This window comes from Nonomuraea sp. NPDC050383 (assembly GCF_044459125.1).
Taxonomy (GTDB): domain Bacteria; phylum Actinomycetota; class Actinomycetes; order Streptosporangiales; family Streptosporangiaceae; genus Nonomuraea.
Genome location: NZ_JBITIP010000001.1, coordinates 764491 through 779190 on the forward strand (window position 1 = coordinate 764491; position 14700 = coordinate 779190).

At 73.5% G+C, this 14700-nt stretch carries 16 protein-coding genes and 1 riboswitch; of the genes, 11 read left to right on the forward strand and 5 right to left on the reverse strand.

Going from position 1 to position 14700, the window contains the following annotated elements; translation table 11 throughout:
* Position 1: 1 nt before the first annotated feature.
* The 4 genes from ACIBG4_RS03380 to ACIBG4_RS03395 are packed head-to-tail and all read left to right on the forward strand — an operon-like array spanning position 2 to position 3097.
* Positions 2–907, forward strand: a complete 906-nt coding sequence (locus tag ACIBG4_RS03380) for a carbohydrate ABC transporter permease (protein WP_397200463.1) — start codon at positions 2–4, stop codon at positions 905–907.
* A gap of 3 nt (positions 908–910) precedes the next feature.
* The gene (locus ACIBG4_RS03385; protein WP_355442035.1) at positions 911–1891 is read left to right on the forward strand and encodes an aldo/keto reductase; all 981 of its coding nucleotides are present in this window, start codon (positions 911–913) and stop codon (positions 1889–1891) included.
* Positions 1884–2204 carry a cupin domain-containing protein gene (locus ACIBG4_RS03390; protein ID WP_397200464.1) on the forward strand — a complete coding sequence of 107 codons (321 nt, stop codon included), beginning with the start codon at positions 1884–1886 and terminating at the stop codon, positions 2202–2204. Before ACIBG4_RS03385 ends, ACIBG4_RS03390 begins: the two co-directional genes overlap by 8 nt.
* A complete protein-coding gene (locus tag ACIBG4_RS03395; RefSeq protein ID WP_397200465.1) occupies positions 2201–3097 on the forward strand; it encodes an aldo/keto reductase in 897 nt (298 codons plus the stop codon). Before ACIBG4_RS03390 ends, ACIBG4_RS03395 begins: the two co-directional genes overlap by 4 nt.
* 24 nt (positions 3098–3121) lie before the next feature.
* Here ACIBG4_RS03395 and ACIBG4_RS03400 read toward each other — a convergent pair whose 3' ends face one another.
* The gene (locus tag ACIBG4_RS03400) at positions 3122–3928 is read right to left on the reverse strand and encodes a peptidoglycan-binding protein (protein ID WP_397200466.1); all 807 of its coding nucleotides are present in this window, start codon (positions 3926–3928) and stop codon (positions 3122–3124) included.
* A gap of 95 nt (positions 3929–4023) precedes the next feature.
* On the opposite strand from ACIBG4_RS03400, the gene ACIBG4_RS03405 reads away from it, so the two are divergent.
* Together ACIBG4_RS03405 and ACIBG4_RS03410 are read left to right on the forward strand one after the other, a co-directional pair.
* Positions 4024–4572, forward strand: a complete 549-nt coding sequence (locus ACIBG4_RS03405) for a YbaK/EbsC family protein (protein WP_310714282.1) — start codon at positions 4024–4026, stop codon at positions 4570–4572.
* A 10-nt stretch (positions 4573–4582) separates the two neighbouring features.
* A complete protein-coding gene (locus tag ACIBG4_RS03410) occupies positions 4583–5164 on the forward strand; it encodes a GNAT family N-acetyltransferase (RefSeq protein WP_397200467.1) in 582 nt (193 codons plus the stop codon).
* A 404-nt stretch (positions 5165–5568) separates the two neighbouring features.
* Here ACIBG4_RS03410 and metF read toward each other — a convergent pair whose 3' ends face one another.
* Complete coding sequence (gene metF / locus ACIBG4_RS03415; RefSeq protein ID WP_397200468.1) at positions 5569–6492, reverse strand: methylenetetrahydrofolate reductase [NAD(P)H]; 924 nt, start codon at positions 6490–6492, stop codon at positions 5569–5571.
* Between the two features lie 90 nt (positions 6493–6582).
* Between metF and ACIBG4_RS03420 the strand changes: the two genes are divergently transcribed.
* Complete coding sequence (locus ACIBG4_RS03420) at positions 6583–7650, forward strand: polyprenyl synthetase family protein (RefSeq protein ID WP_397200469.1); 1068 nt, start codon at positions 6583–6585, stop codon at positions 7648–7650.
* Between the two features lie 45 nt (positions 7651–7695).
* On the opposite strand, the gene thiE is transcribed toward ACIBG4_RS03420, so the two are convergent.
* From thiE to ACIBG4_RS03435, 3 genes are read right to left on the reverse strand one after another with little or no spacing between them, the layout of a single operon-like run.
* Positions 7696–8331, reverse strand: a complete 636-nt coding sequence (gene thiE / locus ACIBG4_RS03425; RefSeq protein ID WP_397200470.1) for a thiamine phosphate synthase — start codon at positions 8329–8331, stop codon at positions 7696–7698.
* Positions 8309–8683 (reverse strand): Rv2175c family DNA-binding protein, encoded by a 375-nt coding sequence (locus tag ACIBG4_RS03430; protein ID WP_310714270.1) that lies wholly within the window; start codon positions 8681–8683, stop codon positions 8309–8311. Before ACIBG4_RS03430 ends, thiE begins: the two co-directional genes overlap by 23 nt.
* Positions 8684–8713: 30 nt before the next feature.
* Entirely contained in the window at positions 8714–9877 is a 1164-nt protein-coding gene (locus ACIBG4_RS03435) for an NAD(P)/FAD-dependent oxidoreductase (protein ID WP_397200471.1), read from the reverse strand.
* Between the two features lie 58 nt (positions 9878–9935).
* Positions 9936–10052: riboswitch (TPP riboswitch) on the forward strand.
* Between ACIBG4_RS03435 and ACIBG4_RS03440 the strand changes: the two genes are divergently transcribed.
* The 4 genes from ACIBG4_RS03440 to ACIBG4_RS03455 all read left to right on the forward strand — a co-directional run bounded on the left by ACIBG4_RS03440 (position 10042) and on the right by ACIBG4_RS03455 (position 14680).
* Complete coding sequence (locus tag ACIBG4_RS03440; protein WP_397200473.1) at positions 10042–11367, forward strand: FAD-dependent oxidoreductase; 1326 nt, start codon at positions 10042–10044, stop codon at positions 11365–11367. Its footprint overlaps the riboswitch before it by 11 nt.
* Entirely contained in the window at positions 11364–11564 is a 201-nt protein-coding gene (gene thiS, locus ACIBG4_RS03445) for a sulfur carrier protein ThiS (RefSeq protein WP_310714264.1), read from the forward strand. Before ACIBG4_RS03440 ends, thiS begins: the two co-directional genes overlap by 4 nt.
* Complete coding sequence (locus tag ACIBG4_RS03450) at positions 11557–12312, forward strand: thiazole synthase (protein ID WP_397200474.1); 756 nt, start codon at positions 11557–11559, stop codon at positions 12310–12312. Before thiS ends, ACIBG4_RS03450 begins: the two co-directional genes overlap by 8 nt.
* A gap of 223 nt (positions 12313–12535) precedes the next feature.
* Positions 12536–14680: a PASTA domain-containing protein gene (locus ACIBG4_RS03455; RefSeq protein WP_397200475.1), complete on the forward strand. Its 2145-nt coding sequence runs from the start codon at positions 12536–12538 to the stop codon at positions 14678–14680.
* Positions 14681–14700 lie beyond the last annotated feature (20 nt).

Sequence of the window (14700 nt, forward strand, 5' to 3'; positions counted from 1 at the left end):
CATGCACTCCACCATCGAGCACCCCACGACCCGGCGCCGCGCCGCCGGGCGGCCGATGACCGCCCGGCAGGCGGAGCGGATCAGGCGCAGCCGGCGCGCGGGCGCGTACGTGCTGCTCGTCGCCGCCACCGGCGTGTTCCTGCTGCCGTTCCTGTGGATGGTCACGACGTCCCTGAAGTCGGACGCGGAGAACCTGGCCTTCCCGCCGCAGTTCCTGCCCGACGCCTTCAACTGGGACAACTACCTCAAGGGCTGGACCGGCACCCTGCCGTTCACCCGGTTCCTCGTCAACAGCGTGATCATCACGGCCCTGTCGATGGCCGGCAACCTGATCTCCTGCGTCCTGCCCGCCTACGCCTTCGCCCGGATGCGGGCGCGGCTGGGGTCGTTCCTGTTCGCGCTCATGCTGGGCACGATGATGATCCCGCGGGAGATCACGCTCGTGCCGAAGTACATCCTGTTCGCCAAGCTGGGCTGGGTGGACACGTACCTGCCGCTGATCGTGCCCGAGTTCTTCGGGGTGGCCCTGTACATCTTCCTGCTGCGCCAGTTCTTCACCACGATCCCGCAGGAGCTCATCGACGCGGCGCGCATCGACGGCGCGGGCGAGTGGCGGATCCTGTGGAAGGTCATGCTGCCGCTGTCGAAGCCGGCGCTGGCCGCCATCATGCTGTTCTCGTTCGTCGGGAACTGGAACCAGTACCTTGAGTCGGTGATCTACCTGCGGACCACCGAGAAGTTCACCATCCCGCTGGGACTGGCGATGTTCTCGGGGCAGTACGCCACGCAGTACAACCAGATGATGGCGGTGGCGATCGTCGCGATGCTGCCCATCGTCGTCCTGTTCTTCGTCGCGCAGAAGACGTTCATCAAGGGCGTCACGCTGACCGGCATCGCGGGAAGGTGAGTCTTGAACTACGAACGCCAGCCGTACCGCCGCTGCGGCCGCAGCGGGCTGCTGCTCCCGGCCGTGTCCCTCGGCCTGTGGCACAACTTCGGTGACGGCAGGGCCCTCGACGGGCAGCGGGCCATCATCCGCAAGGCCCTCGACCTGGGCATCACCCACTTCGACATCGCCGACAGGTACGGCCCGCCGCTGGGGGCCGCCGAGTCGGCGTTCGGCGAGATCCACCGGCGCGACCTGCGCGGGCTGCGCGACGAGATCGTCGTCACCACCAAGGGCAGCAACCCCATGTGGGACGGCCCGTACGGCAAGGGCAACAGCCGCAAGCACCTGCTGGCCACGCTCGACCGGTCGCTGGAGCGGCTCGGCCTCGACTTCGTCGACATCTTCTACCTCCACCGCGACGACGGGACGCCGCTGGAGGAGCAGGTGGCGACGCTGGACCACATGGTCCGCACCGGCCGCGCCCTGTACGCCGGCGTGTCCAACTTCTCCCCCGAGCGCACGGCCGCGGCCGCCGAGCTGATGCGCGGCCTCGGCACGCCGCTGCTGGTCCACCAGCCGCCGTACTCGCTGCTCAACCGCGGCATCGAGCGGTCGCTGCTGGGCGTGCTGGAGGAGCAGGGCGTCGGCTGCGTGGTGTACTCGCCACTGGCGCAGGGGCTGCTGACCGACCGCTACCTCGACGGCATCCCCGCGGACTCCCGCGCCGCCGAGGGGCGGTTCCTGACGGCCGACAAGGTCACCCCCGAGGTGCTGACGTTCGTCCGCGCGCTCGGCGAGCTGGCCGCCGCGCGCGGTCAGAGCGTCGCCCAGCTCGCGCTCGCCTGGGCGCTGCGCGACTCCCGGATCACCTCCGTGCTGGTCGGCGCGTCCAGCCCCGAGCAGCTGGAGGCCAACGTGGCGGCCGTGGACCGGCTGGACTTCACCGGCGAGGAGCTGGCCGCCATCGACCGGGCCGCCAAGGAGGCGGGCGTCGATGCGTAGGAGCACCCTCGCCGAGTGGGCCGGCGGCGTCTCGCTGCCCGGCTACCGGGTCGCCTCCGGCGGCGTGTCCACCCTGCCGCCCGGGAAGGTGAGCCACGACGAGGGCCGGCACGTGCATCCCGACCCGGAGATCTTCCTCATCCTCTCCGGCACCGGCCGGCTCCACCTGGACGGGGAGGAGTCCGGCTTCGCCGCCGGCGACGTGCTCGTCGTCGACCCGGGCGAGGACCATCACCTGGAGGCCGTCACGGAGGTCGTCACCACCTGGCTGCACCTGGAGCCCGTCCCGTCGCACCCGGAGCCCGTCCCATGACGCCGCCCCTCGCGCTCCCCCGGGCCGGGCTGGGCGGCGGCCCGCTCGGCAACTACCTGCACCCGATCTCCGACGAGCAGGCCCGCGCGGTCGTGGACACCGCGTGGGAGGCGGGCGTGCGCCACTTCGACACGGCCCCCTTCTACGGGCTGGGCCTGTCGGAGCGGCGCATGGGACGCGCGCTGCGTGAGCGGCCCCGCTCGGAGTTCGTCCTGTCCACGAAGGTCGGCCGGCTCGTCCGGCCCGGGCCGGGCCACGACGGCTCCTTCGCCGTGCCCGACGACCGGCACGTCGAGTGGGACTTCAGCCGCGACGGCGTGCTGCGCAGCGTCGAGGAGTCGCTGGAGCGGCTCGGCCTCGACCGGGTGGACGTCCTCTACATCCACGACCCGGACCGGCACTGGCCGCAGGCGCTGGACGAGGCCTATCCCGCCCTGGCCGACCTGCGGGCGCAGGGCGTGGTGCGGGCCATCGGCGTCGGCATGAACCAGTCGGGCATGCTCCTCGACTTCGTCCGCCACGCCGACCCCGACGTCCTGCTCGCCGCGAACCAGTGCACGCTGCTGCGCCGCTCCGCCTTCGAGGAGCTGCTGCCGCTGTGCCTGGAGCGCGGCATCACGGTCGTCGCGGCGTCGCTGCTGCACCGGGGCGAGCTGGTCACGCCGCCCCCGGACGCCGCCGGCGAGGTCCGCGCCGTCGCCCGGGCCTGCGCCGAGCACGGCGTGCCGCTGACGGCCGCCGCCCTGCAGTTCCCGTTCCGGCACCCGGCGGTCCGCTCGGTGCTGGTGGGCGCGCACGAGCCGGCCCAGGTCACCGCCAACCTGCGGGACCTGGAACGGGACGTGCCCGAGGCGCTCTGGCGCGCGCTGGAGACGCCCGTCCCGGCCCCCTGAGATCCGGCGCGGCGGGTCCCGTGCTCAGCCGCGCCGGAACGCACCCCGCACGTGCACCGGCACGCCTGTGCCGAGCATCCCGGGCAGCACCTCGGCCACGTTCATCGGCATCCGCACGCACCCGTGCGAGGCCGGGGACAGCGGCACCGACAGCGCCCCGTGGAACGCGATGCCGCCGTTGAAGAAGATCGGGTTGTACAGCCGGCCCAGGTACGAGGTGTGCCAGCCGGACTTGCGCCAGGTGGTCTTGTAGTCGCCCGTGGGCGTGCGGGCCGAGCCGCAGAAGCGCTGCTTCTTGCCCTGCCACACCGCGGTCTCGCAGTACGCGATGCCGCTGCCCGACGAGATGTGGGTGATCAGCTTGGGCCGCCCGGCCAGGTACAGGACCATGATCTGCTTCGTGAGGTCGACCTCGGCGCGGGTCGCCTTCCCGTTGGGGACGAGGACCCTGGGCGCCCTGGGGCTCTCCAGGGCCGTCCAGGTGCGCGAGGCCACGGTGCTGGTGGGGATGATGCCGTTGACCTTCTGGAACGCCCACACGGCCGTCAGCGTCGTCCCGCCGTACCGGCCGTCGGCCTTGCCCGGCTGGTAGCCCAGCTCGGCCAGGCGGCGCTGGAGCCACGCGACGGCCTCGCCCTTCGCGCCCAGCTTCAGCGTCTTGCGCGGCGCCTTGACCGTCGTGGCGGCCCCGGCCGGGGCGGTGATCGCCGGGGTGGTGATCGCCGGCGCCCCGGTGGGGGCGGCGGACGCGGGTCCCGCTCCGAAGCCGGTCAGGCCGACCACGCCGGCCGTGACGAGAGCCGCCATTCCCGGCAGACGTCGTGCCCTCACCCGAATCACCTCTTCCGCTCAACAATTGAATCAAAGGACCTTACACCACCACCATGACCAGGTAATGGCACGGTCAATCCTCGTAGAGTGGCCACATGTCCGAGAAGTCGTCCGACGCACAGCGCCCGGAACCATCAGCGCCCGCCACGGCGGCGGAGCTGGCGGCCCGCTCCACCGGGCTGCCCTCCAACGCCGTCATCGTCCAGTCCGCCCTGCGCGAGCTCGGCGCCGGGGGCGAGGTCATCGTCCTGCCGGAGAAGGCGCCCACCGCCGCCACCGCCGCCGCCCAGCTCGGCTGCGAGGTCGGCGCGATCGCCAACAGCCTCGTCTTCGACGCCGACGGCACGCCCCTGCTCGTGATGACCAGCGGCGCCCACCGCGTGGACGTCGAGCTGGTCGCCCGCACCGCCGGCGTCCGGTCGGTGCGGCGGGCCACGCCCGAGTTCGTCCGGCAGGCCACCGGCCAGCCGATCGGCGGCGTCGCCCCCGTCGGTCACCCCACCCCGATCCGCACCCTCGTCGACACCTGGCTGAGCAAGCACGACGTCGTGTGGGCCGCCGGCGGGCATCCGCACACGGTGTTCCCGACCAGCTTCGACGAGCTGGTGCGCATCACCGGGGGCACACCGGCCGACGTCGAGTAATGTGCGCAGCGTGATCGAGTTTCGCGGGGCGGGGCCGGCCGAGTTCGAGGAGCGGCTGGACACGGTGATCGGCATCTACACCGCCGCCATGCGCCCGCCCGCGGAGCAGGTCACGGGCCGCCGCACCATCATGCGCAACCACGGCATGTACCCGCGCTTCCAGTGCTACTTCGCCGAGCTGCGCGACGCGGCGGTCCGCCAGGGGCCCGGCCGCACGAGCCCCGCGCCGGTCGTCGGGTTCGCCTACGGCTTCCACGGCGCGCCCGGCCAGTGGTGGCACGACGTGGTCCACCGCGCCCTGGAGGAAAAGGCCGGGGCGCGGGTGGCCGACGCCTGGCTCGGCGACGCCTTCGAGCTGGCCGAGATCCACGTCCACCCCGACCACCAGGGCAAGGGCATCGGCCGGGCGATGATCACCACGTTGTGCGCGGGGCGCAGGGAGCGCTCGGCCGTGCTGTCCACCCATGACCGGCCCACCGCCGCCCGCCACCTGTACGCGAGCATGGGCTTCACGGACCTGCTGTCCCGGTTCGTCTTCCCTGGCGGTCACGAAGAGTACGCGATCGCCGGGCGGCCCCTGCCGCTGGCCTGACGGATCCCCTGGTAAAGCCTTGACCAGCCGGTTTGGCGGTCGTGACGCTGGGGCATGAATGACTACGCAAAGTAATGGACGCTCTACCGCGCGTCCACCCACCCCTGACCGTCACCCGCCGGGTCCCCCTGCGGGCGGGTGACGGGCCCACCCGGCCACTTCCCCGGCCGGCATCAGCAGACGTGTACGCGGCGGCGGGAATGTTCCGCGGGAAGGAGGAGTTCTACTCCACGTGGCCGGTGTGTCCAGTGTCCCCGGGCCTCATCTATCGCCTTCGCGGAATACCGTTCGGCTGGAGCCGCGTTGTGCCACTCGCCGAGAGGCGACCTGCACACCGGTACGCACACGTCGAAGCGCCCGTCCCCGGCAGGGGGCGGGCGCTTCGACGTGTGCGCAGGAAGACCTCAGACCGCGACCGGCTCCGGGCGTGACAGGAGCTGGAAGACCTCGCGCGAGGCGCTCGACCGGTTGAACGTGATGAAGTGGATGCCCGGCGCGCCCTCGTCGAGCAGCCGCTGGCACAGCTCGGCCCCGTGCTCGATGCCGAGCCGCCGCACCGCCGCCGGGTCGTCGGCGACCGCCTCGAAGCGGGCCGCGAGCTCCGGCGGGAACGGCGCGCCCGAGAGCTGCTCCGACCGGGCGATCGTGCTCATCTGGGTGACCGGCATGATGCACGGGATGATCGGCGTGTCGCAGCCCTGGGCGGCGACCCGGTCGCGCAACCGCAGGTAGTCGTCCGCCTGGAAGAACATCTGCGTGATCGCGTAGTCGGCGCCCGCCCGGCACTTGCGGACGAAGAACTCGGTGTCGGCCTCGATGGACGGCGAGCGCGGGTGCTTGTAGGGGAACGCCGCCACGCCCACGCAGAAGTCGCCGGCCTGCCGGATGAGCCGCACCAGGTCCTCGGCGTACTCGACGCCGTCGGGATGCCGGACCCACTCGCCGGTCGGGTCGCCGGGCGGGTCGCCCCGCACGGCCAGGATGTTGCGCACCCCCGCGTCGGCGAACCGGCCGACGAGGTGGCGCAGCTCGCGGACCGAGTGGTTGACGGCGGTGAAGTGGGCCACCGGCGTGAGCGTGGTGCCGTGGGCGACCCGCTCGACGATGTCGACCGTGCGGTCGCGCGTGGTGCCGCCCGCGCCGTACGTCACGGACACGAACGTCGGCCGCAGCGACTCCAGCTCCCTGATCGCCCGCCACAGCTGCCGCTCGCCCTCGTCGGTCTTCGGGGGGAAGAACTCGAAGGAGAACGACCGGCCACCGGAGGCGAGAAGCTCGCGCACGGTGGGGACACGATCGGGCAGGACGGAAGGTCGACCAAGCGCCATGCCCCAAGGTTACCGTGGCGGGGCCCGCACCAGCGGTCACCCTTGTCCCTGGAGAGCCGGGCGCCACCCGGCGGCCACTAGTCTCAAGGCATGAACACTGAGGCCGCGAGCATGGACACCTTGCGCGAACAGGTGGACCGTTGCCTGAGGGAGTTCGTCGACCGGCAGCTGCCGCTCACGGGCGCGCCGGAGCTGGAGCCGCTCCGCCTGGCCGCCAAGGAGCTGCTGGCCGGCGGCAAGCGGCTGCGTCCCGCGTTCTGCTACTGGGGGTGGCGCGGGGCGGGCGGCGCGGACGAGCCGGGCATCTACCCGGCCGCGGCGTCGCTGGAGCTGCTCCAGGCCAGCGCGCTGGTCCACGACGACGTGATGGACAAGAGCGACCTGCGCCGCGGGATGCCGTCGGCGCACCGCCGGTTCGAGACGATGCACGCGGGGGCCGGCTGGCACGGGTCGGCCGAGCAGTTCGGCGTGGGCGCGGCGATCCTGCTGGGCAACCTGCTGCTGATCTGGTCCGGCGAGATGTGGCGCGGCAGCGGCCTGCCGCCGGAGTCGATCGCGGCGGCGCAGCCGGTGCACGACCACATGCGCACCGAGCTGATGTGCGGCCAGTACCTCGACCTGCTGGAGCAGGCCCACGGGGAGAACACGTTCGAGTCGGCGCTGCGCGTCGCCCTGTACAAGAGCGGCAAGTACTCCGTGGAGCAGCCCCTCCGGCTCGGGCTGGTCCTGGCGGCGGGCGAGCTGGCGCCGTGGATGGACGAGCTGTGCACCACGTACGGCACGCGGGTGGGGATCGCGTTCCAGATGCGCGACGACATCCTCGGCGTGTTCGGCGACCCGGCGGCCACCGGCAAGCCGGCCGGCGACGACCTGCGCGAGGGCAAGCGGACGATGCTCGTGGCGCGCACCCTGGCCGCCGCCACCCCCACGCAGGCCGCGCTGGTGCGGAGCCTGCTCGGCGACCCGGAACTCGACGACCGGGGCGTGGCGGCGCTGCGGGAGGTCATCGAGGACACGGGCGCGCTGCGGGAGTGCGAGGACCTGATCGGGTCGTACCTGCAGGAGGCGCTGGCCTGCCTGGACAAGGCGCCGATCACGGCCGGGGCGCGCTCCGCGCTGGCCGACCTGGCCGTCGCGGCCACCTCCCGCAAGGCCTGACCCTCCCCCGCGCTTCCACGGGCGCGGAGGAGCGTCGTGACCGGGTCAGCGGGCCAGGCGCTTGGCGAACTCCGCCGCCGCCGCGCCCGGGTCGTCGGCCTCGGTGATCGCCCGCACCACGACGACGCGGGTCGCCCCGCACGCCATGACCTCGTCGAGGTTGTCCAGGTCGATGCCGCCGATGGCGAACCACGGCCGGTCCGTGGCGATCGAGGCCGCGTGCCGCAGCAGCGACGGCCCCGGCGCGGGACGGCCCGGCTTGGTCGGGGTGGGCCAGGTCGGCCCGCAGCAGAAGTAGTCGACGCCCTCCTCCACCGCGGCGGCGGACGCCTCGGCGGTGGAGTGGGTGGACCTGCCGATGAGGATGTCGTCGCCGAGTATCTCCCGCGCGACGCCCACCGGAAGGTCGTCCTGCCCCAGGTGGAGCACGTCGGGCCGGGCGGCGTAGGCCACGTCCGCCCGGTCGTTGACGGCCAGCAGCCTGCCGTGCCGGTCGCAGGCGTCGCGGAAGACCTCCAGCAGCTCGAGCTCCTCCCGCGCCTCCAGGCCCTTCTCACGGAGCTGGACGACGTCGACGCCGTTGGCGAGCACGGCGTCGAGGAACTCGGCCAGGTCACCGCGCCGGCGCCGGCTGTCGGTGCAGAGGTAGAGCCGGGCGTCAGAAAGCGAGGGCTTGGGCACGCCGCTTGACCTCGGTGTGGCGGCCCGCGCGGATCGCCTCGACGGGCGAGCCGGGCAGCGAGTCGTCCGGGGTGAACAGCCACCGCAGCGCCTCGGCGTCGTCATAGCCCGCGTCCAGCAGCACGGTCAGCGTGCCGGGCAGGCCCTTCATCACGTCCCTTCCGTCAAGGAACACCGCGGGCACGTGCGGCCCGCCGCTGCCCCGGCGCACGCCGAGCAGCTTGTGGTCCTTGAGGAGTTGCTTGGTCCGCCCGAGCGAGAGCTGCAGGCGGTCGGCCACCTCGGGGAGAGTGAGCCACTCGTTGACGAGCTGGTCGGTCTCCCGGTCGATCTGTGCAACAGAAAGCGTCACGAAACCACAACTACCACATGGCGCGCTTGCTCAAACAACACAATCCCGTAGAGGGACATCGGGATCTACCAGGCGTTCCGGGTCCATCCGGTGTCCCGCCTCGATGATGCGGCGGCCCTGGACGAGGTCGCGGGGCCGGTCCACGGCGAGCACCGCGGCCAGCGCGCCGTCGCCGGTCAGCCAGCAGGCCGACCACTTGCCCTCCGGGTCGCCCCGGTACAGGAGGCGGTCGCCGGCCGGATGGTGGCCCGCGTACTGGACCATGTGGCCGAACTGCTCGGACCAGAAGTACGGCACCGGGTCGTAGACGGCCTCCTCGCCCAGCAGGGTGGCCGCGGCGACCTCGGGCGCGCCGAGCGCGGTGTCCCAGTGCTCCACCCGCAGGCGCGTGCCGTAGCGGCGCGACCACCAGGCGGCGCAGTCGCCCACCGCGACCACGCCCGGCAGGGAGGCGCGCAGGTGCTCGTCGGTGACGACGCCGTTGTGCAGGTCGATGTCGGCGCCCGCCAGCCACTCGACGGCCGGGCGGACCCCGATGCCGGAGACGACCACGTGCGCCTCGACGAACTCGCCGTCCACCAGCCGCACCCCGCCCTCGTCCACCGACGCGACCATGGTGTCCAGCCGCAGGTCGACGCCCTCGTACCAGCCGGTGGTGCGGGCGCCGATCCCGGCCCCGACGGCGTGGAAGAGCGGCGCGGGTCCCGCCTCGATCACGGTCACCTCGCAGCCCGCGCGGCGGGCGGCCGTGGCCACCTCGGCGCCGATCCAGCCGGCGCCGACCACGGCGACGCGGGCGCCGCGGACCAGCCGGGCGCGCAGCTCCAGCGCGTCGTCGAGGGTGCGCAGCACGTGCTGCGGCCCGTCGCCGGGCAGCGTGATCGGCTCGGCGCCGGTCGCGATGACCAGCCCGTCGTACGGCAGCTCCCCCTCGCCGGTCTCGACGACGCCCGGACGAAGGCCGGTGGCGCTGACACCGGGGCGGAAGTCCACCTCCAGCGTCGCGAGGTCGGAGTCGACGAAGCTGGAGTCGCTGGTGCCCAGCAGCACCGCCTTCGACAGGGGCGGCCGGTCGTACGGGCGGTGCCGTTCCTGTCCCAGGAGGGTGATCTCGCCGCCGAACCCCCTCGCCCGCAGGGCCTCGATGCTGCGCACGCCGGCCAGGCCCGCTCCTGCCACCACGACACGGTTCACGGTCAAGACCATAACGGGGCCGCCGCCTGCGCTCCGCACCGAGGCCGTAGGCTGGAGGGGCAAGACGCGCGGGAGTCCGGCCGTGACCGGGCTGAGAGGAAGGCTTGACCGGGCCTTCGACCGCAATCCACCTGATCCGGATCATGCCGGCGAAGGGAGCGCGCATGGAGCTGGTCGTGGGCGGCGGGATCGTCGGGCTGTCGATCGCCTGGCGGCTGTCGCGGGCGGGGCGGCCCGTCACCGTGGTGGACCCGGCCCCGGCCTCCGGGGCCTCGCACGCGGCCGCCGGCATGCTGGCGCCCGTCAGCGAGGTCGCCTACACGGAGGAGCCGCTGCTGCGGCTGGGGGTGGCGTCGCTGCGCCGCTGGCCGTCGTTCGCCGCCGAGCTGGCCGAGGACGCCGGCCTGCCGCCGGGCGTCCTGGCCCCGTCCCGCCCACCCGGGCCCTTCGGCGGCGCCCGTCCCGTGCCGTCGTCCCCTTCGCGGTCGGGCCCCGTCCCGTCGTCCCCGGCGCGGTCGGGACCGGTCCCGTCGTACGGGCTGGACTTCCGTGCCGACGGCACCCTGGACGTGGCGTTCGGCGCGGACGACCTGGCGGCGCTCGACGAGCTGGCCGGGTTCATGGACAAGCTGGGGCTGCCGGTGGAGCGGCTGACGGGCCGGGAGTGCCGCCGCCTGGAGCCGATGCTGGCCCCGTCGGTCCGGGGCGGGCTGCTGGCGCCGGGCGACGCGTGGGTGGACCCGCGCCGCGTCACAGCCGCCCTGCTGGCCGCCCTGGAGCGGCTGGGCGTCCCCGTGGTGCGGGCCCGGGTGTCCGAGCTCCTGCGTGCCCCCGGCGGCCCTGGTGACGGCTCCGGGCGCGGTCCGGCGGTCGTGGGCGTACGGCTGGACTCTCCGGCGGGCGGCGGGGACCTGCCGTCCGAGATCCGGGCCGACGGGGTGATCCTGGCCGCCGGAGCGTGGAGCGGCGAGCTGTACGACCTCCCGATCCGGCCGGTCAAGGGCCAGATCATGCGGCTGCGCTCCCCCGAGCCGCTGCTGGGCCGGTGCGTGCGCGGCATGGTCCACGGCGCCCCCGTCTACCTGGTGCCGCGAGGCGACGGCGAGCTCGTGGTGGGCGCCACGCAGGAGGAGATGGGGTTCGACACGCGCGTGACGGCCGGCGGCGTGTACGAGCTGCTGCGCGACGCCCGGGAGCTGGTGCCCGGCGTGACCGAGCTGGAGGTGGCCGAGGTGGTGGCGGGCCTGCGTCCCGGCACCCCGGACAACCTGCCGCTCATCGGCCCGGCCGGCGTCCCGGGGCTGACGCTGGCGACCGGGCACCACCGCGGCGGGGTGCTCCTGGCGCCGCTCACGACGGCGATCCTCCTGGGCGAGGAGCCCGAGTCGGCGGCCCTCTGCTCCCCGGCCCGCCACCAGCCGGCCCCCGGCGCTCACGACAGGCCCTCCGGCCCCTACGACGGCAACTCCGGCTCCGAGGAGATGGGATGAGAGTGACGATCAACGGCAGCCAGCGCGAGGTGCCCGACGGCACCACCGTGGCGCAGGCCGTACGGATCCTGACCACCGCCACCACCGGTGTGGCGGTGGCCCTGAACGACGAGGTCGTGACGCGCGGCTCGTGGGACACCACGGCGCTCGGCGACAGCGACCGCGTCGAGGTGCTCACGGCGGTGCAGGGTGGATGACCTGATCATCGCCGGGGAGAAGTTCTCCTCCCGGCTCATCATGGGCACCGGCGGCGCGCCCTCGCTGGAGGTGCTGGACCAGGCCCTCGCCGCCTCCGGCACCGAGCTGACCACGGTCGCGATGCGGCGGCTCGACCCGTCGGCCCGCGGCTCGGTCCTCGACGTGCTGCGCGTGCGCGGCATCAAGGTGCTGCCCAACACCGCGGGCTGCTTCACCGCGGGCGAGGCCGTGCTGACGGCCAGGCTGGCCCGCGAGGCCCTCGGGACGAACTGGGTCAAGCTTGAGGTCATCGCCGACGAGCAGACACTGCTGCCGGACCCGATCGAGACGTTCGACGCGGCCGAGCGGCTGGTGGCCGAGGGCTTCGTGGTGCTGCCGTACATCGGGGACGACCCGGCGCTGGCGCGCCGCCTGGAGCAGGCCGGCTGCGCGGCCGTCATGCCGCTCGGCGCGCCCATCGGCTCCGGCCTCGGCATCCGCAACCCGCACAACATCGAGCTCATCGTGGAGGCGGCCTCCGTGCCGGTGATCCTCGACGCGGGCATCGGCACGGCCAGCGACGCCGCGCTGGCGATGGAGCTGGGCTGCGACGCCGTGCTGCTGGCGACGGCGGTCACCCGCGCGCAGCGACCCGACCTGATGGCGGCGGCCATGCGGGGCGCGGTCCAGGCCGGGCGGCTGGCCCGCCAGGCCGGGCGCATCCCGCGCCGCCGCTACGCCGAGGCGTCCTCCCCCATGAACCCATGAACCCATGACCCATGAACCCGTGACCCGGTGAGCTGGGCCCCACGGATCGGGTCAAGCCGGCTCCGGCGTCACGCCGGGGCCCGCGGGGCCCCCGTGAGCCGGTGGATCCCCTGGTCCCGGAGTGGCCCGGGAGGTCAAGAGAGGGCGCGGCAGGGGCCACGGCTCCGCATCGTTTCGGGTGGTCGCACCCTGCCGGTGGCCAAACGCCCGTAAACTCGGCGGCGTGGACACGACGACGGCGGACCCCCTGGTCGGGCGACTCCTCGATGGGCGCTACCGCATCGAGTCCCGGATCGCGCGGGGCGGCATGGCGACCGTCTACCTCGCCCTGGACGTCCGGCTCGACCGCACGGTCGCGCTGAAGGTCATGCACCGCTCGCTCGCCGAGGACCCGGCGTTCGTGCGGCGCTTCATCGGCGAGGCCAAGTCCGTGGCCAGCCTCTCCCACCCCAACGTGGTGCACGTCTTCGACCAGGGCACCGACGGCGACGTCGTCTACCTGTCGATGGAGTACGTGCCGGGCCGGACGCTGCGCGAAGTCCTGCACGAGCGGGACAGGCTGCCCGCCCGCGAGGCGCTGGAGATCCTGATCCCGGTGCTCGCGGCGCTGGGCGCGGCCCACCAGGCGGGCATGGTCCACCGCGACGTCAAGCCGGAGAACGTCCTGATGACGGCCGACGGCCGGGTCAAGGTCGTGGACTTCGGGCTGGCCCGCGCCATCGAGGCGACCAACCAGACCCGTACCGGCGTGATGATCGGCACGATCGGCTACATGTCGCCCGAGCAGGTGACCACCGGCCGCGCCGACGTCCGCACCGACGTCTACGCGGCCGGGATCATGCTGTTCGAGCTGGTGACCGGCCGGCAGCCGTACGACGGCGAGACGCCCATGTCCGTGGCCTACCGCCACGTGCACGACACCGTCCCGGCACCGTCGTCGCTGACCCCCGACGTGCCTCCGGTGGTCGACGCGCTGGTGGCGCACGCCACGGCGCGCGAGCCGGACGCCCGGCCCGCGGACGCGACCGCGATGCTGGTGGCGGCCGTCGAGGTGCATCGCCAGCTTCCCCGGCTGACCGCGCCGGGCATCTCCCACTCCCCGGCGCAGCACTCGATGCCGGGCACCGGCTCGTACGCCCCCTCGGGGCCGCTGGCGGCGCCCACGGCACAGCCGTCGTCCGGCGCCCACCCCTTGCCCCCGGGACCCCGCACAGGGGCGCACACAGGGGCTCGCACCGGGCCCCAGAGCGGCGCCCGGCCCACCGGCCCGGCGGCCGGCGGCTACGGCCCGCAGCCCGCCTCACAGCCGGGCCTGCCTCCCGGGTCGCCCGCGATGACGCTGGCCATGCCGCAGGTCCCGCCCGGCGGGGCGGCCGGCCCCAACCCCACGGTCGTGCAGCCCCGGATCGAGGGGCCGGCCGAGCACGCGGGCGGGCGGCGCCGCGGGTTCCGGCCGAGCTGGATCATCATCGGCCTGGCCGTCGTCATGGTGGCGGCGATCGGGCTGACCGCCTGGTACGTCTCCCGTCCCCAGTACGTGGCCGTGCCCGCCGACCTGGTCGGCAAGGACGTCTCGATCGTGGAGCAGAAGCTCACCTCCGGCGGCTTCAAGGTGCGCCTGGCGCCGGGCGAGTACAACGACAAGGTGAACGAGGGCCTGGTGCTCCGCATCGACCCCGTGACCGGGCAGCAGGTCCTGGCCGGCGCGACCGTCACCCTGGTGCCCTCCCTCGGTCCCAAGCTGGTGCTGGTGCCCAAGGTGGCGGGCATGTCCGCCGACGACGCCCGCGCCACCATCGCCAAGGCGGGCCTCACGGTCGGCAGCGTCCGCCGGCTGGCCAGCCCCGACGTGGCCCGCAACACGGTGATCCGCACCTCGCCGCTGGTGGGCGAGAAGCTCAAGGAAGGCTCGAAGGTCTCCATCTACGTGAGCGCCGGGCTGACCATGCCGGACGTCAGCCACATGCCCAAGGACCAGGCCGCCGCCTACCTGCAGGAGCAGGGCTTCCAGGTGCAGGTCAACGAGGTGGACGACGACGCCGAGCCGTGCACGGTCATCGCCCAGGCGCCCAAGGCCGACGCCGAGGTGGACCGGGGCGCGGTGGCGATGGTCACGGTGGCGCGCTGCCAGACCGACATCGGCGAGTGGTTCCGCAGGGGCGACAACGAGGCCCGCGAGGACCAGCAGTTCCAGATGATCCCGCAGGTGATGGGCAAGAACATCAACGACGCCCGCCAGGAGCTCCAGCAGCTCGGCTGGAGGGTCAAGGTCCGCAAGCTGGGGCGCGGCAGCGGGGTCGTCCGCTTCCAGCAGCCCCTGCCCAACAGCGAGCGCCCGCCGGGCTCCGAGGTCACCCTCTGGCACTGACGTCCCCGCGCGGGGGACAC

Excerpts from the sequence above, each read along its gene's own strand:
- ACIBG4_RS03420 (WP_397200469.1), top strand. The coding sequence starts at position 6,583 with ATGAACACTGAGGCCGCGAGCATGGACACCTTGCGCGAACAGGTGGAC.
- thiS (WP_310714264.1), top strand. The coding sequence starts at position 11,364 with ATGAGAGTGACGATCAACGGCAGCCAGCGCGAGGTGCCCGACGGCACC.
- ACIBG4_RS03440 (WP_397200473.1), top strand. The coding sequence starts at position 10,042 with ATGGAGCTGGTCGTGGGCGGCGGGATCGTCGGGCTGTCGATCGCCTGG.
- ACIBG4_RS03390 (WP_397200464.1), top strand. The coding sequence starts at position 1,884 with ATGCGTAGGAGCACCCTCGCCGAGTGGGCCGGCGGCGTCTCGCTGCCC.
- ACIBG4_RS03405 (WP_310714282.1), top strand. The coding sequence starts at position 4,024 with ATGTCCGAGAAGTCGTCCGACGCACAGCGCCCGGAACCATCAGCGCCC.
- ACIBG4_RS03380 (WP_397200463.1), top strand. The coding sequence starts at position 2 with ATGCACTCCACCATCGAGCACCCCACGACCCGGCGCCGCGCCGCCGGG.
- ACIBG4_RS03395 (WP_397200465.1), top strand. The coding sequence starts at position 2,201 with ATGACGCCGCCCCTCGCGCTCCCCCGGGCCGGGCTGGGCGGCGGCCCG.
- metF (WP_397200468.1), bottom strand. The coding sequence starts at position 6,492 with ATGGCGCTTGGTCGACCTTCCGTCCTGCCCGATCGTGTCCCCACCGTG.